The organism is Streptomyces sp. PH9007 (assembly GCF_059813725.1).
In genome coordinates, this window is record NZ_CM187440.1 from 137692 (window position 1) to 163117 (window position 25426).

Annotated in this window: 18 protein-coding genes; 8 read left to right on the forward strand and 10 right to left on the reverse strand. The window is 73.3% G+C overall.

Annotation, left to right across the window (positions count from 1 at the left end; translation table 11 throughout):
• Window positions 1–657, forward strand: a complete 657-nt coding sequence (locus tag ACTFAP_RS00620; RefSeq protein ID WP_390115509.1) for a TetR/AcrR family transcriptional regulator — start codon at window positions 1–3, stop codon at window positions 655–657.
• Here the strand turns inward: ACTFAP_RS00620 and ACTFAP_RS00625 are convergent.
• The 3 genes from ACTFAP_RS00625 to ACTFAP_RS00635 form a co-directional block, all read right to left on the reverse strand.
• A complete protein-coding gene (locus tag ACTFAP_RS00625; RefSeq protein WP_500467940.1) occupies window positions 654–1514 on the reverse strand; it encodes an alpha/beta hydrolase in 861 nt (286 codons plus the stop codon). The genes ACTFAP_RS00620 and ACTFAP_RS00625 overlap by 4 nt on opposite strands.
• A 117-nt stretch (window positions 1515–1631) precedes the next feature.
• Complete coding sequence (locus ACTFAP_RS00630; protein ID WP_500467941.1) at window positions 1632–3464, reverse strand: ABC transporter ATP-binding protein; 1833 nt, start codon at window positions 3462–3464, stop codon at window positions 1632–1634.
• Between the two features lie 94 nt (window positions 3465–3558).
• Window positions 3559–5406: a DUF2264 domain-containing protein gene (locus ACTFAP_RS00635; protein ID WP_500467942.1), complete on the reverse strand. Its 1848-nt coding sequence runs from the start codon at window positions 5404–5406 to the stop codon at window positions 3559–3561.
• A 122-nt stretch (window positions 5407–5528) separates the two neighbouring features.
• Between ACTFAP_RS00635 and ACTFAP_RS00640 the strand changes: the two genes are divergently transcribed.
• Window positions 5529–7124, forward strand: a complete 1596-nt coding sequence (locus ACTFAP_RS00640; protein ID WP_495683062.1) for an FAD-dependent oxidoreductase — start codon at window positions 5529–5531, stop codon at window positions 7122–7124.
• 166 nt (window positions 7125–7290) lie between these two features.
• Here the strand turns inward: ACTFAP_RS00640 and ACTFAP_RS00645 are convergent, their stop codons facing one another.
• Window positions 7291–9276 (reverse strand): TIM-barrel domain-containing protein, encoded by a 1986-nt coding sequence (locus tag ACTFAP_RS00645; protein ID WP_495683063.1) that lies wholly within the window; start codon window positions 9274–9276, stop codon window positions 7291–7293.
• Between the two features lie 386 nt (window positions 9277–9662).
• Window positions 9663–10760, reverse strand: a complete 1098-nt coding sequence (locus ACTFAP_RS00650) for a substrate-binding domain-containing protein (protein ID WP_495683064.1) — start codon at window positions 10758–10760, stop codon at window positions 9663–9665.
• Window positions 10761–10916: 156 nt separating this feature from the next.
• Between ACTFAP_RS00650 and ACTFAP_RS00655 the strand changes: the two genes are divergently transcribed.
• The 3 genes from ACTFAP_RS00655 to ACTFAP_RS00665 all read left to right on the forward strand — a co-directional run bounded on the left by ACTFAP_RS00655 (window position 10917) and on the right by ACTFAP_RS00665 (window position 13846).
• Window positions 10917–11936: a hydroxyacid dehydrogenase gene (locus ACTFAP_RS00655; protein WP_500467943.1), complete on the forward strand. Its 1020-nt coding sequence runs from the start codon at window positions 10917–10919 to the stop codon at window positions 11934–11936.
• A 143-nt stretch (window positions 11937–12079) separates the two neighbouring features.
• On the forward strand, window positions 12080–13039 hold the full coding sequence (locus ACTFAP_RS00660) for a hypothetical protein (RefSeq protein ID WP_495683066.1): 960 nt from the start codon (window positions 12080–12082) through the stop codon (window positions 13037–13039).
• A 213-nt stretch (window positions 13040–13252) separates the two neighbouring features.
• The gene (locus ACTFAP_RS00665) at window positions 13253–13846 is read left to right on the forward strand and encodes a lytic polysaccharide monooxygenase auxiliary activity family 9 protein (protein ID WP_500467944.1); all 594 of its coding nucleotides are present in this window, start codon (window positions 13253–13255) and stop codon (window positions 13844–13846) included.
• Window positions 13847–14348: 502 nt separating this feature from the next.
• On the opposite strand, the gene ACTFAP_RS00670 is transcribed toward ACTFAP_RS00665, so the two are convergent.
• From ACTFAP_RS00670 to ACTFAP_RS00680, 3 genes are all read right to left on the reverse strand, one after another.
• Window positions 14349–14948 (reverse strand): hypothetical protein, encoded by a 600-nt coding sequence (locus ACTFAP_RS00670; RefSeq protein WP_500467945.1) that lies wholly within the window; start codon window positions 14946–14948, stop codon window positions 14349–14351.
• Between the two features lie 723 nt (window positions 14949–15671).
• Window positions 15672–16229 carry a DUF6886 family protein gene (locus ACTFAP_RS00675; RefSeq protein WP_500467946.1) on the reverse strand — a complete coding sequence of 186 codons (558 nt, stop codon included), beginning with the start codon at window positions 16227–16229 and terminating at the stop codon, window positions 15672–15674.
• A 15-nt stretch (window positions 16230–16244) separates the two neighbouring features.
• Window positions 16245–16607 carry a metalloregulator ArsR/SmtB family transcription factor gene (locus ACTFAP_RS00680; RefSeq protein WP_495683070.1) on the reverse strand — a complete coding sequence of 121 codons (363 nt, stop codon included), beginning with the start codon at window positions 16605–16607 and terminating at the stop codon, window positions 16245–16247.
• Window positions 16608–16806: 199 nt separating this feature from the next.
• Between ACTFAP_RS00680 and ACTFAP_RS00685 the strand changes: the two genes are divergently transcribed.
• Window positions 16807–18579: an ABC transporter transmembrane domain-containing protein gene (locus ACTFAP_RS00685; RefSeq protein WP_495683071.1), complete on the forward strand. Its 1773-nt coding sequence runs from the start codon at window positions 16807–16809 to the stop codon at window positions 18577–18579.
• The gene (locus ACTFAP_RS00690; protein ID WP_500467947.1) at window positions 18576–20393 is read left to right on the forward strand and encodes an ABC transporter ATP-binding protein; all 1818 of its coding nucleotides are present in this window, start codon (window positions 18576–18578) and stop codon (window positions 20391–20393) included. The genes ACTFAP_RS00685 and ACTFAP_RS00690 overlap by 4 nt, the downstream gene beginning before the upstream one ends.
• A 116-nt stretch (window positions 20394–20509) precedes the next feature.
• On the opposite strand, the gene ACTFAP_RS00695 is transcribed toward ACTFAP_RS00690, so the two are convergent.
• Entirely contained in the window at window positions 20510–21295 is a 786-nt protein-coding gene (locus tag ACTFAP_RS00695) for a metal-dependent hydrolase (RefSeq protein WP_495683073.1), read from the reverse strand.
• 126 nt (window positions 21296–21421) lie between these two features.
• Between ACTFAP_RS00695 and ACTFAP_RS00700 the strand changes: the two genes are divergently transcribed.
• Window positions 21422–23935, forward strand: coding sequence for a DEAD/DEAH box helicase (locus ACTFAP_RS00700; RefSeq protein WP_436982074.1), 2514 nt, complete (start codon window positions 21422–21424; stop codon window positions 23933–23935).
• 14 nt (window positions 23936–23949) lie between these two features.
• Here ACTFAP_RS00700 and ACTFAP_RS00705 read toward each other — a convergent pair whose 3' ends face one another.
• Window positions 23950–25425 (reverse strand): DUF6397 family protein, encoded by a 1476-nt coding sequence (locus tag ACTFAP_RS00705; RefSeq protein ID WP_500467948.1) that lies wholly within the window; start codon window positions 25423–25425, stop codon window positions 23950–23952.
• Between the last annotated feature and the right edge of the window lies 1 nt (window position 25426).

The following is a 25426-nucleotide window of genomic DNA, read 5'->3' on the forward strand; positions in this document are numbered from 1 at the left end:
GTGGAGAAGGGTGAGCGGGTGGTGGAAGCGGCGGCGCACAGCGACGGGCGGGTGGAGCGCGGGAACGCCACGCGCCGCCTGGTGCTGCGCAGGACCATGGAGGTCGCCTCCGTGGAGGGCCTGGGGGGCCTTTCGATCGGTCGGATCGCCGGCGAGCTGGGGCTGAGCAAGAGCGGGGTGTTCGCGCTCTTCGGGTCCAAGGAGGAGCTGCAGCTGGCGACGGTGCGGGCGGCGAGGTCGGTGTTCGTGAAGGCCATCGTGCAGCCGGTGCTGGAGATGCCGGAGGGCGTGGCGCGGGTGCTGCGGCTGTGCGACGGCTATCTGGAGTACTCGCGCGGCCGGGTGTTCCCCGGTGGGTGTTTCTTCCTCGCCGTGGCCACCGAGTTCGCGGCCAGGGAGGGCGCGGTGCGCGACGCGGTGGCTCTGGCCCGTCAGGAGTGGGACCAGCTGATCATGGACGCGCTGACGGCGGCACGGGCGGCCGGTGAGCTGCGGGCGGACACCGACGCGGCGCAGCTGGCGTTCGAGCTGGTGGCGCTGCTGGACATGGCGAACACGACGTCCGCGCTGCTCGGGGACGAGACGGGGTACGAACGGGCGGCGGCCGCCGTCCGCGGGCGGCTGCGGGCGGCGGCCGTGACCGGGGCCGGGGTCTAACGGACCGGGTCGGTCGCCGAGACGAAGTCCAGTACCGCCTCGATGACCCGGGGGTCGGCGAGGATCCGCCGATGGCCCAGGCCCCGCGTGATGAGCAGGTCGGCCTGGCTGCCGTAGGTGTCGGCGATGCGGCGGGCGTGGGAGACCGGGATGATGTCGTCGTCCTCGTCGTGGACGACGAGGATCGGCAGGGTGAGCCGGGCGGGCTGGTAGGTGGCCGAGAAGCGCTCCCAGACGTTGGGTACGCCGGCGAAGATGTCCTCCTCGACGTGGGTGCGCAGCACGTCCTTGGCCCGCCCGGTGAGGCCCGCGCCGGCGCAGAAGGAATCGACGAGGTAGGCGAAGTCGGGTATGGGGGCGAGGGTGATCAGCCGGGTGGCGGTGACCTCTTCGCGGAGCGCCCAGAAGGCGGCGAGCCCGCCGAGGGAGTGGCCGACGACCGCCTCGTAGTGGCCGTCGTCCGGTGCGAGACGGCGGGCCATGTCGCCGTACTGCAGGATCGTGGGCTCGCCGTCCGAGGACTCGCCGTGTCCCGGGGCGTCGAAGCCGACGGGGCTGTACCCGCGTTCGGTCAGCGCCCGGATGAGCGGCACGAAGCGGGAGGTGCGGAACATCCAGCCGTGCAGGAAGAGGACCGGACGTTCCCCGTTGCCCCAGCGGAAGACGACCACGTCCCGGCCGGCCACGCTGACGGTTTCGCGGCGTGCGGCGCGCATCAGCGCTTCTTCGTCCGGGCGTGGCCGGGCGGAGGTGTGCGGCCGGCGGAAGGCGGGCAGAGCGGCGCTCACGGCCAGGGAGGGGGATATCCGGGAGGTGAGGCGCAGGGCGGCACGGGACAGGTCGGCGGTCAGAGCCATGCTGAATCCCCTCGGTGGGACGGTCGATGGGCGAGATATTAGCACGATCGTTCGCACAGTTTTCCGGATCGGCGACGCCGCCGTCAGCCCGGCCACTCCGGGCCGGGCCCGCACCCGTCAAGGCGTCAGATCGAGGGCCTCCCGCTCCCCGACGGCCGCCCCGTCGCGGCGCACCAGTTCGGCGTAGCGGCCCTGGAGAGCGAGGAGTTGGGCATGGGTGCCACGCTCGGCGATCCGGCCGCCGTCCAGCACGACGATCTCGTCGGCATCGCGGATGGTGGACAGCCGGTGCGCGATGGTGATGGTCGTCCGGCCGGCCGACAGCGCGTCGATGGCCCGCTGGACCTCGCGTTCCGTCTTGGTGTCCAGCGCACTGGTCGCCTCGTCGAGCACCAGCACCGGGGGGTCGCGCAGGATGGTCCTGGCCAGGGCCAGGCGCTGCTTCTCACCGCCGGAGAACCGGTAGCCGCGCTCGCCGACCACGGTGTCGTAGCCCTGCGGGAGGGCCGCGATGTGGTCGTGGATCCGGGCCGTGCGGGCGGCGGTCTCGAGTTCCGCGTCGGTCGCGTCCGGCTTGGCGAAGCGTAGATTGTCGGCCACCGAGGCGTGGAAGAGGTAGGTCTCCTGGGAGACCACTCCGATCGCGCGGGCCAGCGAGGCGAAGTCCAGCTCCCGTACGTCGATGCCGTCCAGCCGTACCGCGCCCGAGGTGACGTCGTACAGGCGGGGCAGCAGATAGCTCAGGGTGCTCTTGCCTGACCCGGTGGCGCCGACGACCGCGAGCGAGGCGCCGGCCGGGACCGTCAGGTCAATGCCGCTGAGCGTGGGCGGGGCGGTGGGCTCGTACCCGAAGGACACTCCCTCCAGCCGGATCTCGCCCTTGGCGCGCCGCAGTTCCAGCGCGCCGGGGCGCTCGGTGATGTCCACGTGGAGATCGAGGTACTCGAAAATCCGCTGGAAGAGGGCGAGCGAGGCCTGGATGTCGACGCCGGTGGACAGCAGGGAGACGGCCGGGCGCAGCAGTCCCTGCTGGAGGCTGACGAAGGCGACCAGGGTGCCGATGGAGGGCGGGGTGCCGCCGAGTTGCAGCAGCACGCCGGCCGACCAGTAGAGCAGGGCGGGGATCGCCGCCATGATCATGCCGATGGTGGCCATCCGCCAGCGGCCGGCCATCGAGGCGCGGATCTCCAGGTCGGCCAGCCGGGTCGACTCCTGGGAGAAGTTCCGGGTGAGGCCGGCGGAGCGGCCCATGGTGCGGCCCAGCAGGATGCCGCTGACCGACAGGGACTCGGTGACCATCGCGGCCATCGTGGCCATCTGCTTCTGGCGCTGCGCGGTGATGCGTTTGCGCTCGCGGCCGACCCGGCGGGCGAGCCAGACGAAGAAGGGCAGCAGGGCCAGGGAGAGCAGGGTCAGGCGCCAGTCGAGGGCGAGCATGGCCACGAGGGTGGCGACGACGGCGGTGACGTTGGAGACCAGGGAGGTCGCGGTGGAGGTGACGGTGGCCTGCATGCCGCCGATGTCGTTGGCGATGCGGGACTGCACCTCTCCGGTACGGGTCCGGGTGAAGAAGGCCAGCGGCATCTGCTGGAGCTTGGCGTAGACCTGGGTGCGCAGGTCGTGCATGACGTGCTGGCCGACGGTGGTGGAGATGAGCGTCTGGAGCACGCCGAAGACGCTGCTCATCACGGCGGTGACGATCATGCCCAGGGCCAGCAGGGCGAGCAGGGTGGTGCGCTGCTGGGGCAGCGCGGTGTCGATGATCTCGCGGAGCAGGAACGGGGAGGCGACGGCCACCAGGGAGGAGGCGCCGACGAGCAGGGCGACGACGGCAAGGCGCGCCCGGTAGGGACGGAAGAGGGTGAGGATGCGGCGGATCTGAGCGGGTGACTGCGGGGCGGCCGGATCGCCGGCCTGTTCGCCGGTTCGCAGTGCGGTGTCGTGCGGCATGTGCTCCTTCGGAGGGTGTCATGGGGGGACAGCCCTCCAGCCTACGGCGCGGTGGCCCCGCCGGGCGGGGTGGCGCCCGGCGGATGCCCCCGGTTCAGCCGACGCGCACGGCGTGCGGGGTGATCCGTACCAGACGCCGTGGGCCCCCCGTCCACGCCACCGTGATCTCGTGGACGGGCCCCGGGCCGTCGGGATCGGTGGGGGTGGCCACCCGTACCCCGGCCTGTGCGGACAGCGCTGGGGGCGCGTCGTCGCCGGTCAGCCGGGCGAGGGCGATGAAGAGCCGGTCCTCGGGCGCCGTACCGGTGTCTCCGGTGAGGACGGGCACCCGGGCCTCCGGGGTGAAGGCGGTGGGGAGCGCGGACAGCGGGGGTTCGAGGGTGTAACCATGCACCGGGTGCAGCTCGGAGCGCAGCCCCTCCCCCGCTGCCCAGCCGGTGTGGCGGACCGCCACCCCCGGCTCACTGTCGATCATCAGATGAATACGGACCTCGGTGGCGCCGTGGGCCAGCACCACGGAGATCACCCGGTGCCCGCCCGCGTCGTGGGCGGAGGCCGCCCAGCCCTCGCCCGCGCCCAGCGGCTCGATCACGCTACGGGGGGCGGGCTCGCCGCCGACGAGCGGGCCGAAGTGGTTGTCGGTGTCCGGGCCGGTGCCGCCCTGCGTGGGGCCGGTCACCGTGGAGTAGCCGAGCCGGGTGTAGTACGGGTCGTACCGGGCGTCCTCGCTGCCGTGATTGTGCAGCCGCACCACCCCGTCCGAGACGGTGGACTGCAGCAGCCAGCCCGGCACCGGCAGCGGGGTGACGGCATCGGCCCGCTCGGCCGGTCCCGGCTCCTCCGTCGCCGTCCACGCCGGGTGGCCGGCGGGCAGCAGCAGCCCGGCGAACGCCTTGCTCGCCCAGTACGGCGAGGCGGGCCCGGAGTAGCGCTGGAGCACCCCCCGGTAGGGTCCGTGCCAGCCCAGCGACAGCAGCCCCTGGGGGCTGACCGCGCCCCGGTCCAGGAAGTAGCGCAGCGCGCCGGAGGCCAGCCGACGGGTCGTACCGGGTGCCAGCGGGGTGTGGCCGGTCAGCGCGCCCAGCCACAGCGGGGTGGTGGTGGCCATCCGGTAGGTGAGGGAGCGGCCCTGGTGCATGGGGGCCCCGTCGCCGCCGAACAGCCGCGCGTAGTCGTCGAGGTGGGAGGCGAGCCGGCCGCCGTACCGGGCGAGGAGGGCGGGGTCGCCCGACTGCCAGGCGTGCAGCACCGGGTAGAGGTGCATGGCCCAGCCGTTGTAGTAGTCGAAGTGCCGCAGCGGGCCGTCGCTGTACCAGCCGTCGCCGCGGTACCAGGGCTCGATGCGGTCCAGGCCGCGGGTGACGGCGGCCTCGGCGGCGGCCGTCTCGATGCCGGCCTCGGCGAGGAAGCCGCCCACGGTGACCGGGAACAGCTCCCAGTTGCACTCCCAGGCTTCCGCGGTGAGCGCGTCCGACAGCCAGCGGGCGGCGCGTTCCCGTACCCCGGCGGGCAGTTCGTCCCACAGCCAGCGCCGCGTCAGCCGCAGTGCGAACGCGATGGAGGCGGCCTCCACCAGCGGCTGGCTGCGGTCGGTGATCAGCGGCCAGTCCTCGGGGCCGTCCCCGCCGGGCGCGCGGGTGCCGGCGGCCAGGCCGGTGGCGTACCGCTCCAGGAAGCCGTGCGGGTCATTCCCCTGCGCCCCGGCCACCCGGAAGGCCGCCAGCAGGAAGATGCGCGCGTACCCCTCCAGTCCGTCCGAGCGCGCCCCGGAGCCGCTGGGCGGGCCGCCGGGCAGGTGATAGAGCGCCCCGCCCCCGGTGGCGTACGGGGTGACCGCGTGCAGCAGGCCGTCGGCGACCGCCTCCCAGTGGGCACGGGTCCAGCCGGTGTACGGGCTCAGCGCCCGGTCCTCGTCCGGAAGGGTGAAGGGGTGGTTGGCCATGCGTGTGCCGCCTGATCGTTCGGGGGCCGGTCCGCCGGGCACCCTATGCCAGGACAGCAAACGCTTTCCAGACCCCGGCCGGGACGCTGGCCGGAAAGCGGCGGACATGCTAGTCAGACCCCATGCCTGCCCATACCTCGTACGACGCCGTGATCGTCGGCGGTGGCCACAACGGTCTGGTCGCCGCCGCCTACCTCGCCCGCGCCGGGCAACGCGTACTGCTGCTGGAGCGTCTGGCGCACACCGGGGGCGCGGCGGTCTCCGCCACCGCCTTCCCGGGCGTGGCCGCCCGGCTGTCGCGGTACGCCTACCTGGTGAGCCTGTTGCCGGACCACATCGTGCGGGACCTGGGGCTGCGGCTGACCCCGGCCAAGCGTGAGTTCTCCTCGTACACGCCGGTGGTGCGCGAGGGGCGCGCCACTGGGCTGCTGGTCGGGGGCGGTACCGAGCGCACCCGGGAGGCGTTCGCCCGGCTGACCGGCTCGGACCGGGAGTTCGAGGCGTGGCAGGACTTCTACGCGATGACCCGGCGCCTGGCCGCGCGGGTCTTTCCCTCCCTCACCGAACCGCTGCCCACCCGCGCCGAACTGCGGGAGCGGGTGGGCGACGAGGCGGCCTGGGAGGCGGTGTTCGAGCGGCCGCTGGGCGAGACGATCGAGGAGAGGTTCGCGGACGACCTGGTGCGCGGGGTCGTGCTCACGGACGGTCTGATCGGCACGTTCGCCTCGGCACACGATCCGTCGCTGCGGCAGAACCGCTGCTTCCTCTACCACGTGATCGGTGGCTCCACCGGTGACTGGGACGTGCCCGTGGGCGGTATGGGCGCGGTCACCGACGCGCTGGCGGCGTCGGCCCGGCGGGCCGGGGCGGAGCTGGTGACCGGGCACGAGGTCACCGGCCTCTCACCGGACGGCGGTCCGGGCGGGCGCGCGGAGGTGCGCTTCACCGACGAGGAGGGGCGCGAGGGCGCGGTGGGCGCGGACCGGGTGCTGGTCAACGCGTCTCCGCAGGTGCTGGCACGGCTGCTGGGGGAGGCCGCGGGGCAGCCCCCCGAGCCCGTGGAGGGCGCGCAGCTGAAGGTGAACATGCTGCTGCGCCGGCTGCCCCGGCTGCGGGACGCCTCGGTCGACCCGCGGGACGCCTTCGCCGGGACGTTCCACGTGGCGGAGGGATACGCCCAGTTGGAGACGGCCTATCGGGAGGCCGTGGCCGGAACGGGGCCGGCGGCACCGCCGAGTGAGCTGTACTGCCACTCGCTGTCCGATCCCTCGATCCTCTCCCCCGAGCTGGCCGGGGCCGGGTACCAGACCCTGACCCTGTTCGGACTGCACACCCCGGCGCGGCTGTTCGCGGGGGGCGGAGACAGCGAGGCGGAGGTACGCGACCGGCTGCTGGCGGCGGCGCTGGCGCAGCTGGACGAGCAGTTGGCGGAGCCGATCGCGGACTGTCTGGCGGTGGACGGGGAGGGCCGGCCCTGTCTGGAGGTGAAGACGCCGCTGGATCTGGAGCGCGATCTGTGGCTGCCGGGCGGCAACATCTTCCACGGGGACCTGGACTTCCCCTTCCGGGAGGAGGACGGTGCGCGGGGGCCGGCGGAGCGGTGGGGAGTGGGGACCGGTCACGAGCGCGTCCTGGTGTGCGGTTCCGGCGCCGCCCGGGGCGGCGGAGTGAGCGGGATCCCGGGCCACAACGCGGCGATGGCGGCGCTGGGCCGGTAGGCGGGGAGCGCGCGGCGGGTGGCGGCCGGCCGACCCCCGGGTACGGCGTGGGTCGTCGCCGCTGGGGCCGGCCTCCCGCCCGCCGTCGTCGTGGCGGGCGGGAGCCGGTTGCGGCGATGTCCGGCGGCGTGTCCGTGGCCGTGTCGCGACCCCGGACACGCACCCCTCAGGCCGGGTGGATGGGCAGGGTGCGGCCCTCTCTGACGTACAGCGGGATGCGTTCCAGCGGAGCCGCCGCCCGGACCGTACCCCCGCCCTCGTGCACCGTGCCGTCGTGGGCGTCCAGCCAGCGGGTGCCGGCCGGCAGGCGGACGCTCCGCTCCCGGACGCCCGGCTCGGCGACGGGTGCCACCAGCAGATCGGGGCCCAGCAGGAACTGGTCCTCCACCTCCCAGGCTGCCGCGTCCTCGGGGAAGTCGTAGAACAGCGGGCGCATCGGCGGGGTGCCGGTGCGGTGGGCGATGTCCATCTGTTCCTGGACGTACGGGCGCAGCCGCTCGCGCAGCAGCATCTGTTCGCGGATCAGGGGGTAGGCCGGGCCGTAGGACCACGGTTCGTTGGGCCCGCCGGTCATCGTCACGCCGAAGGGCTGGTTCGGGTCGCGGTCCCCGTGCAGCCGGAACAGCGGGCAGTGCACCCCGTACTGGAACCAGCGCACCATCAGTTCCTGGTAGGCGGGGTCCTCGGGGTCGCCGCCGTGGAAGCCGCCGATGTCGGTGGTCCACCAGGGGATGCCGCTGAGGGCGACGTTCAGTCCGGCGCGGATCTGGACGCGCAGCGAGTCGAAGGTGGCGGGGATGTCACCGGACCACAGGGCGGCCCCGTACCGCTGACTTCCGGCCCAGGCCGAGCGATTGAGGGTGATGATCTCCTCCTCTCCCTCGGCGGTGAGCCCTTCGTGGAAGGCCCGGGCGTGTTCGCGGGGGTAGAGGTTTCCGGTCTGCCGGCCACCGCCGATGGCGTACTCGGCGCGTTCCTGCAGGGGCGGGGCGATGTCGGGTTCGCAGGCGTCCAGCCAGAAGACGCTGATGCCGTGCCGGTGGTAGCCCTCGCGCACCGCGTCCCACAGCAGCCGGCGGGCGGCGGGGTCGGTGGGGTCGATGTAGTGGGTGGGGGCGAAGCCGCCGGGTGCGGGCCAGTTCTGGGCGAGCAGTCCGCCGTGCCGGTCGGCGACCAGACCGCGGGTAGCGCGCAGCGCGTCGTGGTGGGCGCTGTCGGGGTGCACGGTGGGCCAGATGGAGACCATCAGCCGGACCCCGAGGGATTCCAGTTCGGCGACCATGGCCGCCGGGTCGGGCCAGTCGGCGGGGTCGAAGCTCCAGTCCCCCATCTGGCGCCAGTGGAAGAAGTCGCTGACGATGACCGAGAGCGGCAGCTCACGGCGGGCGAACTCGCGTGCCACCTCCAGCAGTTCCTCCTGGGTGCGGTAGCGCAGCCGGGACTGCCAGAAGCCGGTGGCCCAGTACGGCAGTGGTGGCGGGTGTCCGGTGGCGGCGGCGTAGGAGGCCATCAGGTCGGCGGGGGTGTCGCCCGCGGTGACCCAGTAGTCGATCTGTTCGCTGCGCTCGGCCACCCAGCGGGTGGCGTCGTGGGCGAGCTCGACGCGGCCGAGGGCGGGGTTGTTCCACAGCAGCCCGTAGCCGCGGGAGGAGATCAGCAGCGGGATGCTGACCTCGGCGTTGCGCTGGGCGAGTTCGATGACCAGGCCCTTCTGGTCGAGCCGGCCGTGCAGATGCTGGCCGAGCCCGTAGAGCCGTTCGTCGGGGTGGGCGGCGAAGCGCTGTTCGAGGCGGTAGCCGCCGTCGCCGTGCGGGGTGTGGGTACGGGGTGGCGGCCAGCCCTTGTACGGTTCGGCGTCGGCGAGCAGTTCCTCGCCGGTGGCGGTGCGGGTGAAACGGAGCCGGCCCCGGGCGTCGAGGTGGGCGGTGATCCGGCCGTTGACGAGCCGGCCGCCGCCCGCGTCGGCCGGTTCGGTGTGCGCGGTCCCGGTGTCGGACGGCGGGTTGTCGAGGGCGCCGGGGGTGGCGGCGCGTATTCCGGCGGCGCCGGCGCGTACCCGCACGGCGTCGTGCCCCCAGGGCTCGATCCGGAGCACCTCCCCCGGTGCGAGCCGCTCCAGATGCCGTGGGTGGACGGTGACGGTGGTGCTCATACGTGCTGTCCTCCGGTGTGTGGGCCCTTCTGTGGATCATGGTGGCCCCGGGGTGAGGGGGCGGAAACCGCGTCGGAGGTGCCGAAACTTTCGGGCTCCGGTGCGGTGGACGCCGATCCGGCGGTCCGCGCAGAAGTGCGTCCAGAGGGTGCCGTCGCTCGATGACGGCCGGGGTCCGGGCGTGCCGTTCGGCCCGGCGGATGTCGGCGAGGCCGGGAACGGTGCCGTGGGCCGTTCACGTGAGCGGGGCGGCGAGGCGAGGACGGTGCCGAGGGTGCCCGGTCAGCCGGGGGCGCCGTCGGTGGTGGGGCGGAGCCACCGGCGGCCGGAGGTGAACAGGATGTCGCGGTCGGCCTGGTGGCCGGTCCGGGCCGGGCGGGTGCCGGTCACGCCGGTTCCCCGGTCGGGGCGGATGGGCCCTGGCGGGTCGGGGGCGGGGCGGTGGAGTCGCGGATGACGACGTGGGTGCCGAGCACCGCGTGCTGGGCGGCCGAGGAGACCTCGCCGGCGCGCAGGCCGAGCGCCAGGCGTACGGCGGTGCGGCCGACCTCCTCGTACGGCACGTGCACGGTGGTCAGCTGCGGGCGCAGGTCGGTGGCCGGGTCGACGTCGTCGTAGCCGGTGAGCGAGACGTCCTCGGGGACGCGCAGGCCCCGGTCGCCGAGTGCCGCCAGGGCGCCGGCGGCGACGGTGTCGGTGACGGCGCACACGGCGGTGAAGTCGCGGCCCTCGCGCAGCCGGGCGGTCAGCTTGTCGTAGGCGTCGGCCCGGCTGAACTCGGTGGCGACGACGAGGGCTTCGTCGGCGGGCACGGCGTGGTCGGCCAGGGCGCGGCGGTAGCCGGCGAGGCGGCCGGCAGCCGTGGTGGAGCCGTTGGCGGCGGCGCCGAGGAAGAGGACGCGGCGGTGGCCCTGGGCCAGCAGCCGGCTGACCACGGCGTAGGCGCCGCCCTCGTTGTCGTACTCCACGACGGTGGCGGGGACGTCGGGGCCCAGCGGGGGGCGTCCGCACAGCACCAGCCGGGACCCGGAGGCATCCAGGGAGTGCGCGATGGCCGTCATCTGGCTGCGGTAGGCGGCGTCGTCGACGACGCCGCCGATGAGGATGACGGCGCCGGCGCCCTGTTCGCGCATGGTGCGCACGACGGACAGTTCGCGTTCGGGATCGCCCTGCGTGGTGCAGATCAGGCAGATCCTGCCGCGTCTGGCGGCTTCCTGCTCCACGCCGTGGGCGACCGAGGCGAAGGAGGCGCCGCGCACGTCGTTGAGGACGAAGGCGACGGTGGGGGTGCCGCGGCCGCGCAGCGCGCGGGCGTGGGTGTTGGCGACGTAGTCGAGGTCCTTGATGGCGCGCAGCACCCGCTGGCGGGTGCGCTGGGCGACGGGGTAGTTGTCGGCGAGGACGCGGGAGACCGTGGCCATCGACACGCCGGCCCGCAGCGCGACGTCGCGCAGCGTGGCCGGTGCTCCGCCGGCCGGCGTCATGGCCGCGCTCCGCAGAAAGCGTTTCTCCTCATTCGGCGCAGTCTAACGGGAGGGCCCGGCGCGGGACTTCGCCGCTTCACGCCCTTGACGTGCCCTTGGGCCGGTGTTCAGGCTGGGCAGACAACGTTTTCTGTCATGGGGAGCTGACCAGCACCAATGCCCAGCATCAACAACGGCGCGGCGCGTCCCGCCGCGCTGTTCGTCATGGACCCGGCCCATCTCCCCCGGCTCTTCCCCCCGGGTGTGCGCGAGCGGCTGTCGGGTGTGCTGCGGCTGCCGGACGATGCCGCGCCGCACCCGGTGGCGGCCGGTGGCATCGACCCGGCGGAGGTGGAGGTCCTGATCACCGGCTGGGGCTGTGCGCCGCTGACCGAGCCGGTGCTGTCGGGGCTGCCCCGGCTGCGCGCCGTGCTGCACGCGGCCGGCAGCGTCAAGCACCACATCACCGAGGCGTGCTGGGAGCGCGGCCTTTCGGTGTCCTCGGCCGCCGCCGCCAACGCGCTGCCGGTGGCGGAGTTCACGCTGGGCGCGATTCTGCTGAGCGGCAAGGACGCGCTGGGCACGGCGGCCAGGTACGCGGCCGAGCGCCGCCCGCCGGCGGCGGCGCGTACCCACACCATGGGCAACTACCGGCGGCGGGTCGGCATCGTGGGCGCGTCCCGGATCGGGCGCCGGGTGATCGAACTGCTGCGCCCGTTCGACTTCGAGGTGGCGGTGCACGATCCGTATCTGCGGGCGGAGGAGGCGCGCGAGCTGGGTGTGACCCCGCTGCCGCTGGACGAACTGTGCGCGGTCAGTACGGTGCTGAGCCTGCACGCCCCGGCCGTGCCCGCGACCCGGCGGCTGCTGGACGCCCGGCGGCTGGCGCTGCTGCCGGACGGCGCCACCGTGATCAACACCGCGCGCGGGTCGCTGGTGGACCAGGACGCGCTGGAGGCCGAGTTGGTCTCCGGCCGGATCTCGGCGGTGCTCGATGTGACCGACCCGGAGCCGCTGCCGGTGGACTCACCGCTGTTCGGGCTGGAGGGTGTCCTGCTCACGCCGCACATCGCGGGGGCGCTGGGGAACGAACTGGAGCGGCTGGGCGAGGTGGTGGCGGACGAGGCGGCAGCGCTGTGCGCGGGCCGGCCGCTGCGGCACCGGGTGCACCGATCGGATCTGGACACGATCGCCTGAGCGCCGGTCCGGGCGGCAACCTCTGCCGCGCGGGCGGCGACGGACAGGCGGACGGGGCGTTCGGGCGACCGGGTTCGGCACGGCCGCGCGAACGCCGTCGTCCGTCGCCCCTGTCCGTCGTTCCTCTCACGCTAGGAGAGTGCATGTCCCCCCTGAGGTCTGGGCGCAGATGGCGCGCCACAGTGGTGATCGCGGTGGCCGCGGCCGCCATGGGTCTGGGTACGGCGCTGACGGCTCCCGCGACGGCGGCCGAACTCGCACCGGCCGCCGTGCAGCCGGAGGTGACGCAGGAGAGCAGCGCGGCGCCGCAGGCGGCGACGGCGGGCCGGCAGGCGCCGCCGGACATCGGCACGGCGGCGGAGTGGAATCCCCCCGCGCACCTCGTCCAGCCGCTGAACGAGGTCTGGCAGCACGTGGAGCAGACCTATCCGGATCTGTACGGGTTCCGCAACTACGGCTGGGACCAACTCATGGCCAACGGTGGTGGCTACCTCAACTACTGCGTGCGCTGGGAGTCCAACGCGCCGGTGAGCGCGCAGCTTCGGGACCAGGTGCACCGGGTCCTGCAGGAGCAGTCGGACAAGTGGTACGACCAGTTGCGCGGCTTCGACGGATTCCCGCAGGCGCGGGTGCAGATCAATGTGGTCGGCTGGGCCACGGCCAACCGGTCCACGTTCCAGTGGGACGACAACTCCGTGGATCTGTACATCGGCAATCTGGACGGCGGCGGGGCACCGCAGTGTGCCCCGGAGTGCGGGCGCTTCTTCAACCAGAACGGCAGCTACCCGCGGTGTCCGGGCGGGGTGGCACGCCACTACGACCAGTCGCTGTGGCTGACGGACGGCTTCGGCGGCGGGGCCGGCGGGGACTGGGGCCAGCGGATCGGCCGGGAGTACTTCGTCGGCGCGATCAACCAGCCGAACATCCACATCCTGCTGCACGAGATCGGGCACACGCTCGGGCTCGACGACTTCTACGACTGGACGCCGACGGGGGTGCCCAACTTCTTGATGAAGGCGGGTTCGGCGAGCCAGGTGACGGAGTTCGACGTCTGGATGGCGCGTGACTTCTGGCGGCACATGAAGTACCGCTACACCGTGTAGGGCGTGTCCGGCGGCCGGCACCACGGGGGCGGGCGGGGCCGGTGAGGCCCGGCCCGCCCCCGCTCGTATGGCGGCGCGCCGGATCCGCGCCCCGGTCCGCACATTGGTCTGGACATGGCGCATCGCCCGGCGCTACCGTCGGAGTTGGTCTAGACCGCAGCACTCGCACCCGTGCACGGAGCTCTCCACCCCCCACATCTCCGGGAGCGAAGCATGCGCAGAAAGATCACCGCCGCCGCCACGGGGCTCGGGCTCGCCGCGATCACGGTGCTCGGCACCGGCGGCACCGCCCAGGCCCACGGCTACAGCACGGCGCCGACCAGCCGTCAGTCGTACTGCGCCCAGGGCGCGGTCAGCAACTGCGGCGAGATCCAGTGGGAGCCGCAGAGCGTCGAGGGCCCCAAGGGCTTCCCGCAGGGCGGCCCCGCCGACGGACAGATCTGTGCCGGCGGCAACGCGCGGTTCGCCCAGCTGGACGACCCGCGTGGTGGCGGCTGGCCGGCCACCCGGCTGACGCCGGGTCAGGGCTACACCTTCAGCTGGACCTTCACGGTCACGCACAGCACCAGCGACTTCCGCTACTACATCACCCGCGACGGATACAACCCCAACCAGCCCCTTACCCGGGCCGACCTGGAACCGCAGCCGTTCATGACCGTGCCGCTGGGCGGCCGGCACCCGGCCGCCAACGAGCAGCACCAGGGCACCGTGCCCACCCAGAAGTCGGGACGCCACATGATCCTCGCGGTCTGGGACGTCGCCGACACCCCGAACGCCTTCTACTCCTGCGCGGACGTGGACCTGTGAGGCGAGCGGTGACCGGTCGCTGACCGGGCCACCTCCGCGCCACTCCCCCACCGACCGCCGCTGCCGCCGGGTGCCACGCGATGACACCCCGGCGGCAGCGGCCACCAGTCAACGCGGCGGGACGCACCGGGCGTGCGGCGTCACCGCGCACCGCGTGATCCACCCGCGAGCCGGGACCGTTCGGGCGGCCGCCGGCGCGCGGGCCCGGGCCCGGTGACGGGGAACGGCGGCCGGGCGCTTCGGCGTCGGGCGGAATCCCGTACGGCCGACCACGTCGACCGCAGCGCCCCGCTGTGACGGCGTACCGGGCTCCCCGGCACCGCGCGTACCCGCCCCGGCTCGCGGCAACGCCCGGCGAGGGAAACCGCCGCGCCGGGGGCCGTGAACAGCCCCGGGACCCGGTGCTCCGCGCCGCCCGTGGGCGGCGGCGCGGTGCGCCGGGCCGGGGATGGAGCGGGCGCGGGAGGAGGCCGTCACCCACTCCCCGCGCGCCCGCGGTCTCTCATCGCAGCCAGGGGTGGCGGGCGACCAGCGGCAGCCGGGCCCAGGCGCCGCCGAGCCCCCAGGTCCGGCCGGCCGAGCACAGCGCGAGCACCACCAGGGCGGCGATGTAGACGAGGTGCTGGTCCACCAGCGGGTTCGGCGACATGCTCGGCGAACCGTCCGACAGATGCCGGGCCGGCGGCCACTCGGCCACCCACAGCGTCAGCATCATCAGGCCGCCCGCCAGCGCGGTGATCCGCAGCGCGACCCCGGCCAGCAGCGCGGCCCCGACGCCGAGCATGCCGGCCATGTAGGCCCAGTCGACCCAGACCTGCCCGGCCCAGGAGTGGAACACGGACTCCAGCGGCCCGGAGTTGACGCTGAGCAGATAGCCGCGGGCCGGCGAGCCGCCGTTCAGCCAGGAGTTCTGCGATGCGGTCGCGTAGCCGAGGCCGAAGGTCTTGTCGATGAAGGCCCACAGGAAGATGGCGCCGGTCACGATCCGCAGCGCCGCCAGCGCGCGGCGGACCGGGAGCGGCAGCGGGAGGTCGGCCGCCGGTGGTGAGGAGGAGTGCCGGGACGTGCGGACGGAAGGATCCGCGGTGATGGGGGATGACATGGCGAGAGGCCCTTCTCGGTCATGGTCGTGGTGGGGGGTGGCCGTCGGCCGGGGCCTCGTGAACGGCGTCGGAAGGTTCCGCGCGGTTGGGAGCGCTCCCAGACGACGGCGCACTACTGGCACATCATGCGGAGCGGCGCCGCGTCCGCCCCGGACGGCCGCCCGGCTGGAGGCGGCGGTCGTCCGGGGCAGGTCCGCTGCGGTCCCTGCCGTCCCTGACAGGACCGGAGCGGCGCGGCACCCGCGACCCGCCGGGGCTCCCCCGTACAGGGGTCCGGAGCGGCGGCACGACGGCGGGCGCGGAGGTCGGTGTGCGGTACGACGGCCGCACGCCTCGCGGCGCGGCCGTCTTGGTGGGGCCGGGGCTACAGCCCCTCGGCCCGGCTTCGGCGGTTGAACGCGCTGCGCCGGTTGGCCTCGCGGAGCCGGGCCCGCAGCAGCGGGCGGTGGTCCGGGGCCGGCCGGACGGCCGGGCGTTCACAGGGAATCCGGGGCACCGGCCCGGTGATCATGGAACGGCCCTGCTGGGCAGGGTGCGGCGTGACGTGGGGGATGGCATGGCTGCGGCCCTTCTCCATCGTGCGCGGCGAGCTGAACCGCCGCTGAGCGGGGGCGCGCCACGCGACCCGGATGGGAGCGCTCCCACTCAGCGGGGATGCCCCTCATGGTGGAAGCAGGGGTGTTCTGCGTCAACACCTCGCGCATTACTTTTCTGAAGGGGAATCAGCCCGCCGGGCGCGGATCGGGGGGTGCCGGCTTCGCATTGCGCAGCCGGATGCCGCTGAACCCCAGGCCCGCGGCGGTCACCGCCCTCCAGTACGGCCAGAGGTTGTCGAGAACCCGTAGCTGGATCCCGGCCGCCCGGTGCAGCTCCAGCAGGTTCCCCACCGGCTCCGCCGGCCCCAGGGGCTCCACGGTGACGGTGGCGACATGGGCATGCGGAACCGGCTGCCCGAAGGGGCGGAAGACGGCGGCGGGCAACCGGTACGCGTACAGCCGGGTGGTGCGCATCCGCTCCAGCCATTCGTACTCGATGGCGTGCACGCGTTCCCCGCCGCCCGGGCCGATCAGCCGCTCCCGGTCCTCGACGGTGGCGCCGGGAACCGTCCAGACCATGGCGCGCGGGCACTCGCGGGGGAACCAGTAGTCGGGGGCCCGGGCCGCGTCCACGGCCCACACGTACGGCTGCGGCTGCCGGGCGGTGCGGGCCACATGGGGTGCGAAACGGGCGATGGTGGGGTCCTCGGAGAAGTGCAGCACCTCACCGGGATCGGGGCGCATCTGTGCGGGCCGGATCTAGGAGGGCTGCGGGTCCCGGTCGCGCAGGCCCAGGCGCCGGTGCTCGATGTGGTAGACGGCCTCGTCCAGCAGTTGCGCCACGTGGTGGTCGTGCAGGCTGTAGACGATGCGGCGGCCCTGCCGGCTGCCGCTGACCAGGCTCAGGGTGCGCAGCAGCCGCAACTGGTGGGAGACGGCGGACTGTTCCATGCCGACCGCCGCCGCGAGTTCGGTGACCGGCAGCGGGCCCTCGCGCAGCCGGGCGAGGATCAGCAGGCGGGAGGGAGTGGCCAGCGCCTGGAGGGTCGCGGCCACGGATGCGGCGCTCTCCGCGTCCAGTTTGGCGGCCGGGGCGCCCCGGCGGTCGGCTCCATGTCCCATCCCCGCATGGTACGTGCCGGGCCCGGTGGTCCGGGAGCGCGGCTGTCGGGGAGAAAGCATTTCCGGGGGATTATCGGCGGTTTTCCGCGCGTGCTGGTGAATTGCGGTGGTGGCCGGGAAAAACCCGTTGATTTTGGCGGGTGCGGGCCGTGAGGCTTGGCAGGTTGCCCAGTTCCGCACGTACTGACTCTGGGATGTCATGCACATTCGCGATCTTCCGCATTCCGACCCCGGCGAACCCGACGTACGGTCCGGTTTCCGTTTTCTGCTCTGGCTGTTCCGCAAACAGGTGGGCGGTCAGGCACAGGCCCTGCTGTGGGGCATTCTGCACCAGGCGAGCATCGCCATGCTGCCGCTGGCGCTCGGCCTGGTGGTCCAGGCGGTGGTGAACCAATCGGGCCGGGACCTGGCCCTCACCGGCCTGCTGATGCTCGGTATCACGCTCTCCATGACGCTGGCGGACACGATGCTGCACCGCCGCGCCGTCACCAACTGGATCACGGCGGCCGCCCGGGTCCAGCAGTTGCTCGCCCGGCGCGCCACCCAGCTGGGCGGGATGCTCACCCAGCGGGTCGCCGCGGGTGAGATCGTCAAGGTCTCCACGGGTGACGTGGAGAAGATCGGCTGGTTCGTCGAGTCGGTCTCCCGGTTCGGCGCCGCCGTGGTGGTGGCCCTGTCGGTGTGCACGGGTCTGATCATCTTCGAGCCGCAGCTGGGGCTGCTGGTGTTCGCGGGGGTGGCGGCCGTGGTGCTGTCGTTCGTCCCGCTGCTGCCGGCCGCCGTGCGCCGCGCGGACGCCGAGCGCGGCAAGTCCGGGCGGGCCACCGAGCTCGCCTCCGACACCGTGGCCGGGCTGCGGGTGCTGCGCGGCATCGGTGGCGAAGAGCTGTTCCTGGACCGCTACCGGCGGGCCTCCCAGGAGGTGCGGGCGGCTTCGGTGCGCAGCGCGCGGATGTGGTCGCTGATCGACGCCGTGCAGGTGGTGATGCCGGGACTGCTGCTGATCGCCGTGGTGTGGCAGGGGGCCGGGATGGCGAGCGAGGGCCGGATCTCGACGGGTGCGCTGGTGACCGTGTACGGGGCGGCCACGTTCTTGATGTTCCCGCTGCGGCTCTTCCAGGAGACGGCGATGGCGTTCACGTTCTCGCGGCCCTCCGCCAAGCGGGCGGTACGGGTTCTGGGACTGCTGCGGGAGACCGGCGGGACCGACACGGGGGCCGGGCAGCAGGGCCCGCTCGGTGGCGATCTGAGTGATCCGGCCAGCGGTGTGGTGGTCCGCGAAGGACTGCTGACGGCGGTGGTGTGCGGCGATCCGAACACGGCCGAGCTGCTCGCCGAACGGCTCGGCGGGCATCCGATCCACGGCCGGGGTGAGCCCTCGGCGCTGCTGGGCGGCGTACCGCTGGACGAGGTGCCGCTGGCCACGGCGCGTACGGCCGTGCTGGTGCAGGACAAGGATCCGGTGCTGATGTCGGGGACGCTGCGGGAGCTGCTGGCGGTGCCGTCCTCGGGGAAGGTCGAGGTGGCGGCGGCGTTGGCGGCGGCGCAGTGCGAGGACGTGCTGGCGGCGCTGTCCCGGTCGTCCGCGGGCCCCGCGGGCGACCCGATGGAGGCCAGGATCACCGAGCGGGGCCGTTCGCTGTCCGGGGGGCAGCGGCAGCGGCTGGCGCTGGCCAGGTCGCTGGTGACCGACCCCGAGGTGCTGGTGCTGGACGAACCGACCTCCGCGGTGGACTCGCACACCGAGGCGCGGATCGCGGAGGGGCTGGTGGAGTTGCGGGCCGGGCGCAGCACGGTGGTGTTCACCTCGTCGCCGCTGCTGCTCGACCGCGCGGACGAGGTGGTGTTCGTGCCGGACGGGCGGGTGGCCGCCACCGGCGGGCACCGGGAGCTGCTGAGCTCCCACCCGGAGTACCGGGCGGTTGTCACCCGGGAACCGCAGACGAGTCACTACGCCGAGGAGACCGCATGATGGGCGTTCCGCCCCCCGAGTACGATCCGGCGTCCGTGGAGCACGCCACCATCCTGCCCGTGGCGGGCCAGCACACGGTGCGGGCGTACGTCAGGGAGCTGCTGCGGCGGCACCGGGGGGCGTTCGCCCTGCTGGTGGGGGTGAACACGCTGGCGGTGCTGGCCTCCATGGTGGGCCCGTACCTGCTGGGGCGGGTGGTGCAGGATCTGGCGGCGGGCGCCGAGGAACTGCATCTGACGCGGACGGTGGCGCTGTTCACGGTGGCGCTCGCGGTGCAGGCGTTCTTCGTACGGATGGTGCGGCTGCGCGGCGCGGTGCTGGGTGAGCGGATGCTGGCGGATCTGCGCGAGGACTTCCTGGTGCGGTCGGTGGCGCTGCCGCCGGGGGTGCTGGAGCGCGCGGGAACCGGGGATCTGCTGGCCCGGATCAACACGGACGTGGACCGGCTGGCGCAGGCGATGCGCGAGGCGGTGCCGCAGCTGGCGATCGCGGTGGTGTGGGCGGGGCTGCTGCTGGGCGGCATCGTGGTGACGGCGCCGGCCCTGGGTCTGGGGGTGCTGATAGCGCTGCCGGTGCTGGTGGCGGGCTGCTGGTGGTACTTCCGGCGGGCACCGGCCGGCTACCGGGCGGAGGCCGCTGGGTACGCGGCGGTGGCCGCCGCGCTGGCGGAGACGGTGGACGCCGGGCGCACGATCGAGGTGCACCGCCTGGAGTCGGCGCGGGTGGAGCTGTCGGAGCAGCGGGTGCGTGAGTGGACCCAGTGGGAGCGGTACACGATGTGGCTGCGCACCATTCTGATTCCGACGATCAACGTGTACCACGCGCTGATTCTGTCCGGGGTGCTGATGATCGGCGGCGTCTTCGTGCTGAACGACTGGATGACGGTGGGTCAGCTGACGACGGGGGCGCTGCTGGCGCAGATGCTGGTGGAACCGGTCGGGATGATCGTGCGCTGGTTCGACGAGCTGCAGGTGGCGCAGGTGTCGCTGGCCCGGCTGGTCGGGGTGCGGGAGATCGAGGACCCCGACGCGGATGCCTCGCTTTCGCCCGACGGGCGGGAGTTGACGGCCCAGGAGGTGCGGTTCGGTTATCTGGCCGGGCGTGATGTGCTGCACGGGGTGTCGCTGCGGGTGCCGCCGGGGACCCGGATGGCGCTGGTGGGCCCGTCGGGGGCGGGGAAGTCCACGCTCGGCCGGCTGCTGGCGGGGATCTACGCGCCGGGCAGTGGGGACATCACGCTGGGCGGTGCGCGGCTTGCGGGGATGCCGGCGGAGCGGGTACGGGAGCAGGTGGCGCTGGTCAACCAGGAGCATCACGTGTTCGTGGGGCCGCTGCGGGACAATCTGCGGCTGGCCCGGGAGGGGGCGACGGACGCCGAGCTGTGGGCGGCGCTGGGCGCGGTGGACGCGGACGGCTGGGTGCGGGAGCTGCCGCAGGGCCTGGACACCGAGGTGGGCTCCGGCGCGGTGGCGGTGACCCCGGCGCAGGCGCAGCAGATCGCGTTGGCGCGACTGGTGCTGGCGGATCCGCACACGCTGGTGCTGGATGAGGCGACCTCGCTGCTCGACCCGCGGGCGGCACGTGACCTGGAGCGTTCGCTGGGCCGGGTGTTGCACGGCCGTACGGTGATCGCGATCGCACACCGGCTGCACACCGCGCACGACGCGGATGTGATCGCCGTGGTGGAGGACGGCCGGATCAGCGAGCTCGGCAGCCATGACGAACTGGTGGCGGCGGGCGGGGCGTACGCGGCGTTGTGGCGCTCCTGGCACGGGTCCCCCGCGCGGGAGGAGGACGCCGGGACGGTGCGCTGAGGGGCCGGCCGCGGAACGGGGTCGCCGTCCGCGGGCGCCGGGCCGCGGCCGGGGTGGCCCCGAGGCCGGGGTGGCGGGTCCCGCGGGACCCGCCACCCCGGCCTCGGGGAGCCGGTTCAGGCGGCCAGCACCAGGGCTCCGATGCCGCTGGCGGCGCCGACGACCATGAAGACCGGCATCAGCACCTTGTTCTCCACCCAGGCGCCGGCCTTGAAGCGCATGAAGGAGGGGGTGCCGATGGGGTACCAGCGGCGGCCCTTGATGGTCAGCGGCCACAGCATGGGGACGCCGGAGATGGTGAGGGCGTCCCCGAAGTTGTGGACCATGGCGCCGAGCACGATGGGGATGCCGAGCCACAGGTAGGGCTCGCTGAACAGCCAGGTGGAGCCGTTGCCCGGCTCGTCCAGGACGGCGGCCAGGATCCAGGCGCTGGTGGCGCCGAGCAGCCACACCAGGACGTCGCTGGACATCCGGGCCATCTTCCACAGCAGTCCCTCGACGGCGAGCACCATGTGGATGAACAGGATGATCAGCACCGCCCACCGGCCGAAGAGGACGGCGGCGGCGGAGAAGCCGACACCGACGGCCAGCGCCCAGGGGAAGGTGTGGGTGAGGGTGCGGTGGCCGCCGGAGCGGCGCCTCTCGCGCTTGGCCTTGGTGGCGTTGTAGACGGCCACCGAGAGCTTGTCGATCAGTCCGGCCAGCCATTTGGAGGGTGGTCCGAAGGCGCGGGAGATCGTGGCGCCCTTCTGGTCGAGATCGGGTGCGAGGGCGGCGCCCGCGCAGATCAGCGTTCCGGCCAGCAGGACGGGCCAGGGCATCGGGTGATCGGCGGCAGCTGCTGCCAGGCCCACCCCCAGCCAGGCCATCGCGCCGGACAGTGAATGCGCCGGTCCCATCATCTGGTAGCGCCCCCGCCTTCTACTCGTCGTCTGTGGAGTTCTGTTGGCGGCACAGCGTAGTCCCATGTGATCTTGGGATGAGCAGCCGGTTGCGGTTTCGCGCCTGGGTGCGGGCAGTATGGAGCGGTGACCCTTATCGATCAGATGCCTGCCGACAACGACCCCGATGCCCTCTTTGACGCGTTCTCGTCATGGGCGGAAGAGCGGGGAATCTCCCTGTACCCCGCTCAGGAGGAGGCGCTGATCGAAGTGGTCTCGGGCGCGAACGTCATCCTGTCCACGCCCACCGGGTCCGGCAAGTCTCTGGTGGCGGCCGGCGCGCACTTCGCCGCGCTCGCCCGGGACGAGGTGACCTTCTACACGGCGCCCATCAAGGCCCTGGTCTCGGAGAAATTCTTCGATCTGTGCAAGATCTTCGGCACCGAGAACGTCGGCATGCTCACCGGTGACGCCTCGGTCAACGCGGACGCGCCGGTGATCTGCTGCACCGCCGAGGTGCTGGCCTCCATCGCGCTGCGGGACGGCGCCGAGGCGGACATCGGCCAGGTGGTGATGGACGAGTTCCACTTCTATGCCGAGCCGGACCGGGGCTGGGCGTGGCAGATCCCGCTGCTCGAGCTGCCGCAGGCCCAGTTCGTCCTGATGTCCGCGACGCTCGGCGACATGACGCGGTTCGAGGAGGATCTGGCCCGCCGCACCGGCCGCCCCACGGCGGTGGTCCGCTCCGCCACCCGTCCGGTGCCGCTGAGCTACGAGTACCGGACCTCCTCGCTCACCGACACCCTCACCGAGCTGCTGGAGACGCATCAGTCCCCGGTCTACATCGTCCACTTCACGCAGGCACAGGCGGTGGAGCGGGCCCAGGCGCTGATGAGCATCAACATGTGCACCCGGGCGGAGAAGGACCAGATCGCGGCGCTCATCGGCAATTTCCGCTTCACCACCTCCTTCGGCCGTAATCTCTCCCGGTTCGTGCGGCACGGCATCGGGGTGCACCACGCCGGGATGCTGCCCAAGTACCGGCGGCTGGTGGAGAAGCTGGCCCAGGCCGGGCTGCTGAAGGTCATCTGTGGCACCGACACCCTGGGGGTGGGGGTGAACGTCCCGATCCGCACGGTGCTGTTCACGGCGCTGACCAAGTACGACGGCAATCGCGTACGGGTGCTGCGGGCCCGGGAGTTCCATCAGATCGCCGGCCGGGCCGGACGGGCCGGCTTCGACACGGCGGGGTTCGTGGTGGCGCAGGCGCCCGAGCACGTGGTGGAGAACGAGAAGGCCCTGGCGAAGGCGGGCGAGGACCCGAAGAAGCGGCGCAAGGTGGTCCGAAAGAAGGCCCCCGAGGGCTTCGTGAACTGGAGCCAGTCCACCTTCGAGAAGCTCATCGCCTCCGAGCCCGAGCCGCTGACCTCCCGGTTCCGGGTCACTCACGCCATGCTGCTGTCGGTCATCGCCCGCCCGGGGAACGCGTTCGAGGCGATGCGGCGACTGCTGGAGGACAACCACGAGCCGCGCCGGGCGCAGCTGCGGCACATCCGGCGGGCGATCGCCATCTATCGCTCGCTGCTGGACGGCGGCGTGGTGGAGCGGCTGCCCGAGCCCGACGCGCAGGGCCGGATCGTGCGGCTGACCGTTGATCTCCAGGCCGACTTCGCGCTCAACCAGCCGCTGTCCACCTTCGCGCTGGCCGCCTTCGAGGTGCTGGACCCCGAATCGCCCTCCTACGCCCTGGACATGGTCTCCGTCGTGGAGTCCACGCTGGATGACCCCCGCCAGATCCTCGCCGCACAGCAGAACAAGGCGCGCGGTGAGGCGGTCGCCGCCATGAAGGCCGACGGCGTGGAGTACGAGGAGCGCATGGAACGGCTGATGGACATCAGCTATCCCAAGCCGATGGAGGAACTGCTCTTCCACGCCTACGGCGTCTACCGCAGGAGCCACCCGTGGGTCGGGGACCACCCGCTGTCCCCCAAGTCGGTGGTGCGGGACATGTACGAGCGGGCGATGACCTTCTCGGAGTTCGTCTCGAACTATGAGCTGGCCAGGACCGAGGGCATCGTGCTGCGCTATCTGGCCGGGGCCTACAAGGCGCTGGAGCACACCGTCCCCGAGGACCTGAAGTCGGAGGATTTCCAGGACATCACGGCCTGGCTGGGCGAGTTGGTCCGCCAGGTGGACTCCAGCCTGCTGGACGAGTGGGAGCAGCTGGCCAATCCGGCCGAGGAGGACGCGGAGGAGGCCCAGGAGCGGGCCGACCAGGTCAAGCCGGTCACCGCGAATGCCAGAGCCTTCCGGGTGCTGGTGCGCAACGCGCTGTTCCGCCGGGTGGAGTTGGCGGCCTGGGACCGTACCGCCGAACTCGGCGCGCTGGACGGCGACGCCGGCTGGGACGCGGAGCGCTGGGCGCGCGCGATGGATGCCTACTGGGACGAGTACGACGAGCTGGGGACCGGCCCCGATGCCCGCGGCCCGAAGCTGCTGAGCATCGAGGAGCGGCCCGAGGACAGCCTGTGGAGGGTGCGGCAGACGTTCGCCGACCCGGCGGGCGACCACGACTGGGGCATCACCGCCGAGGTGGATCTGACCGCCTCGGACGCCGAGGGGCGGGCGGTGCTGCAGGTCGTGGATGTCGGCCAGCTCTGAGCGGTGCGCGCCCATCAGGCGTCGCACGGTGCCGGGACCGTTCCGGGTGCGGGGCGGGCGGCCCTGGCGCCGGCGAGGTGGCGTTCCAGCAGGGACCGGTACCAGCGGACCTCTTCGGGGTCGGTGGCCCGCAGTACGTCGCGGATCAGTTCGGTGCGGGTGCCTCCCGATGGGAGGCTGAGCAGCGGCGGGCGCAGCAGGGCGAGGTGGGCGCGCTCGTCGGGGTCCGGGACCACCTCGCGCAGCACCGGGGGTTCCAGGACGGCGGCGGGCACCGCCGCCTTCTCCCAGGGGTCGGCGGCCTGCCGCATCAGCAGCGCGGTGCGTCGGCCGCGCCATTTCCTGGGCCGCCAGTCCTGCCCGGCCGCGAGAGCTCTGCGCAGCCCCTCGGGTGCGGCGCCGCGCAGCAGTTCGGGGCTGTGCGCGGCCAGGTCCCGCAGCTCGCCCGCGGCGTAGCGCCAGACGAGGGCGTGGTAGCGGTTGAGGTGGAAGCCGACCGGGCTGAAGCAGCCGCCCCTGGCCAGCCGGGCGAAGCGGGCGGTGCTGATGCCGAGCAGGTCGGCACCGCCGGAGGCGTTGACCAGCCGGATGCGGTCCCGGAGTCCCGCGCGGGTGCGGCGGTCGCCGCGCAGCCGGTCGAGTGCGGCGCACGGCACCCTGCGGCGCCAGGGCGCGCCGGCGCAGTCCACGGTGGGCAGCTCGTCCAGGTCGAGAGCGGCCTCGAACTCGTGTCGGGTGAGGCCCAGTTCGCGGACGGTGGTACGGATGGCGCGGCTCCACAGGCCGACGGGCACGTCACCGGCGCGCGGCCCGGTGTCGTCCTCGGCGACGAGCAGCGGCAGCGCGGGAGGGGCCTGGGTGGGATCGGGGTCGGGATCAGCGGCGGGCGGCAGCCCTCCCCCGGGCCAGGTGGCACCAGGCAGCGATCGTGGCCGGTCGGCGGTTGCCCCGCAGGTGTCCGCCGCGCGACGGACAACACGAAAGCAGGCGGCGGGGCGGAGGGCGTCAGCTCCCGTGCCGGGCGCACCGTGGGGGTGGTCCGTCACCGGGACCGCGCCACGGGGCACGTTCGTGCCGGTGCACGCCCCGGCCTGCGGCGGAGCGACCGCGGCCCGTTCGTCGAGCCGCGCCGACGCCGACGTCCCACAAGGACGCGGCCCGCCCTTCCCCCGCCCCGGCGGACCGTGGAGAGCCTCGGCCAGTGCGGAGCCGGCGGAGAGAGCGGAGCCGAGCGAGCCGTCGGGAGCGTCGGCCGGGACCGGAGCGATGGCGGGAGGCTCGTCGGCCTCGGCACACACCGCCGCCGCGCAGGGGACCGGAAGCCCGTCCCCCAGCACCGGTGTGCCGTTGAGCGTCCGCTGCGAGCGGCCGGCCGGAGCGGACCCGGGCACAGCGACCGGCTCGCCCGTCAGGGCCGGCACGGCGGCCTCCTCGGCGCGCGGCGCGCCGCCGTACGGGCCTCGCGCGGCACCGGAGCTCCCCGGGGCCATG

Bases quoted from the DNA above. Each gene is read 5' to 3' on its own strand.
- ACTFAP_RS00630 (WP_500467941.1), bottom strand. From the start codon at position 3,464: ATGCCGCACGACACCGCACTGCGAACCGGCGAACAGGCCGGCGATCCG.
- ACTFAP_RS00625 (WP_500467940.1), bottom strand. From the start codon at position 1,514: ATGGCTCTGACCGCCGACCTGTCCCGTGCCGCCCTGCGCCTCACCTCC.
- ACTFAP_RS00675 (WP_500467946.1), bottom strand. From the start codon at position 16,229: ATGCGCCCCGATCCCGGTGAGGTGCTGCACTTCTCCGAGGACCCCACC.
- ACTFAP_RS00705 (WP_500467948.1), bottom strand. From the start codon at position 25,425: ATGGCCCCGGGGAGCTCCGGTGCCGCGCGAGGCCCGTACGGCGGCGCG.
- ACTFAP_RS00660 (WP_495683066.1), top strand. From the start codon at position 12,080: ATGTCCCCCCTGAGGTCTGGGCGCAGATGGCGCGCCACAGTGGTGATC.
- ACTFAP_RS00690 (WP_500467947.1), top strand. From the start codon at position 18,576: ATGATGGGCGTTCCGCCCCCCGAGTACGATCCGGCGTCCGTGGAGCAC.
- ACTFAP_RS00665 (WP_500467944.1), top strand. From the start codon at position 13,253: ATGCGCAGAAAGATCACCGCCGCCGCCACGGGGCTCGGGCTCGCCGCG.
- ACTFAP_RS00655 (WP_500467943.1), top strand. From the start codon at position 10,917: ATGCCCAGCATCAACAACGGCGCGGCGCGTCCCGCCGCGCTGTTCGTC.
- ACTFAP_RS00635 (WP_500467942.1), bottom strand. From the start codon at position 5,406: ATGGCCAACCACCCCTTCACCCTTCCGGACGAGGACCGGGCGCTGAGC.
- ACTFAP_RS00650 (WP_495683064.1), bottom strand. From the start codon at position 10,760: ATGACGCCGGCCGGCGGAGCACCGGCCACGCTGCGCGACGTCGCGCTG.
- ACTFAP_RS00640 (WP_495683062.1), top strand. From the start codon at position 5,529: ATGCCTGCCCATACCTCGTACGACGCCGTGATCGTCGGCGGTGGCCAC.
- ACTFAP_RS00670 (WP_500467945.1), bottom strand. From the start codon at position 14,948: ATGTCATCCCCCATCACCGCGGATCCTTCCGTCCGCACGTCCCGGCAC.
- ACTFAP_RS00695 (WP_495683073.1), bottom strand. From the start codon at position 21,295: ATGATGGGACCGGCGCATTCACTGTCCGGCGCGATGGCCTGGCTGGGG.
- ACTFAP_RS00680 (WP_495683070.1), bottom strand. From the start codon at position 16,607: ATGGGACATGGAGCCGACCGCCGGGGCGCCCCGGCCGCCAAACTGGAC.
- ACTFAP_RS00645 (WP_495683063.1), bottom strand. From the start codon at position 9,276: ATGAGCACCACCGTCACCGTCCACCCACGGCATCTGGAGCGGCTCGCA.
- ACTFAP_RS00685 (WP_495683071.1), top strand. From the start codon at position 16,807: ATGCACATTCGCGATCTTCCGCATTCCGACCCCGGCGAACCCGACGTA.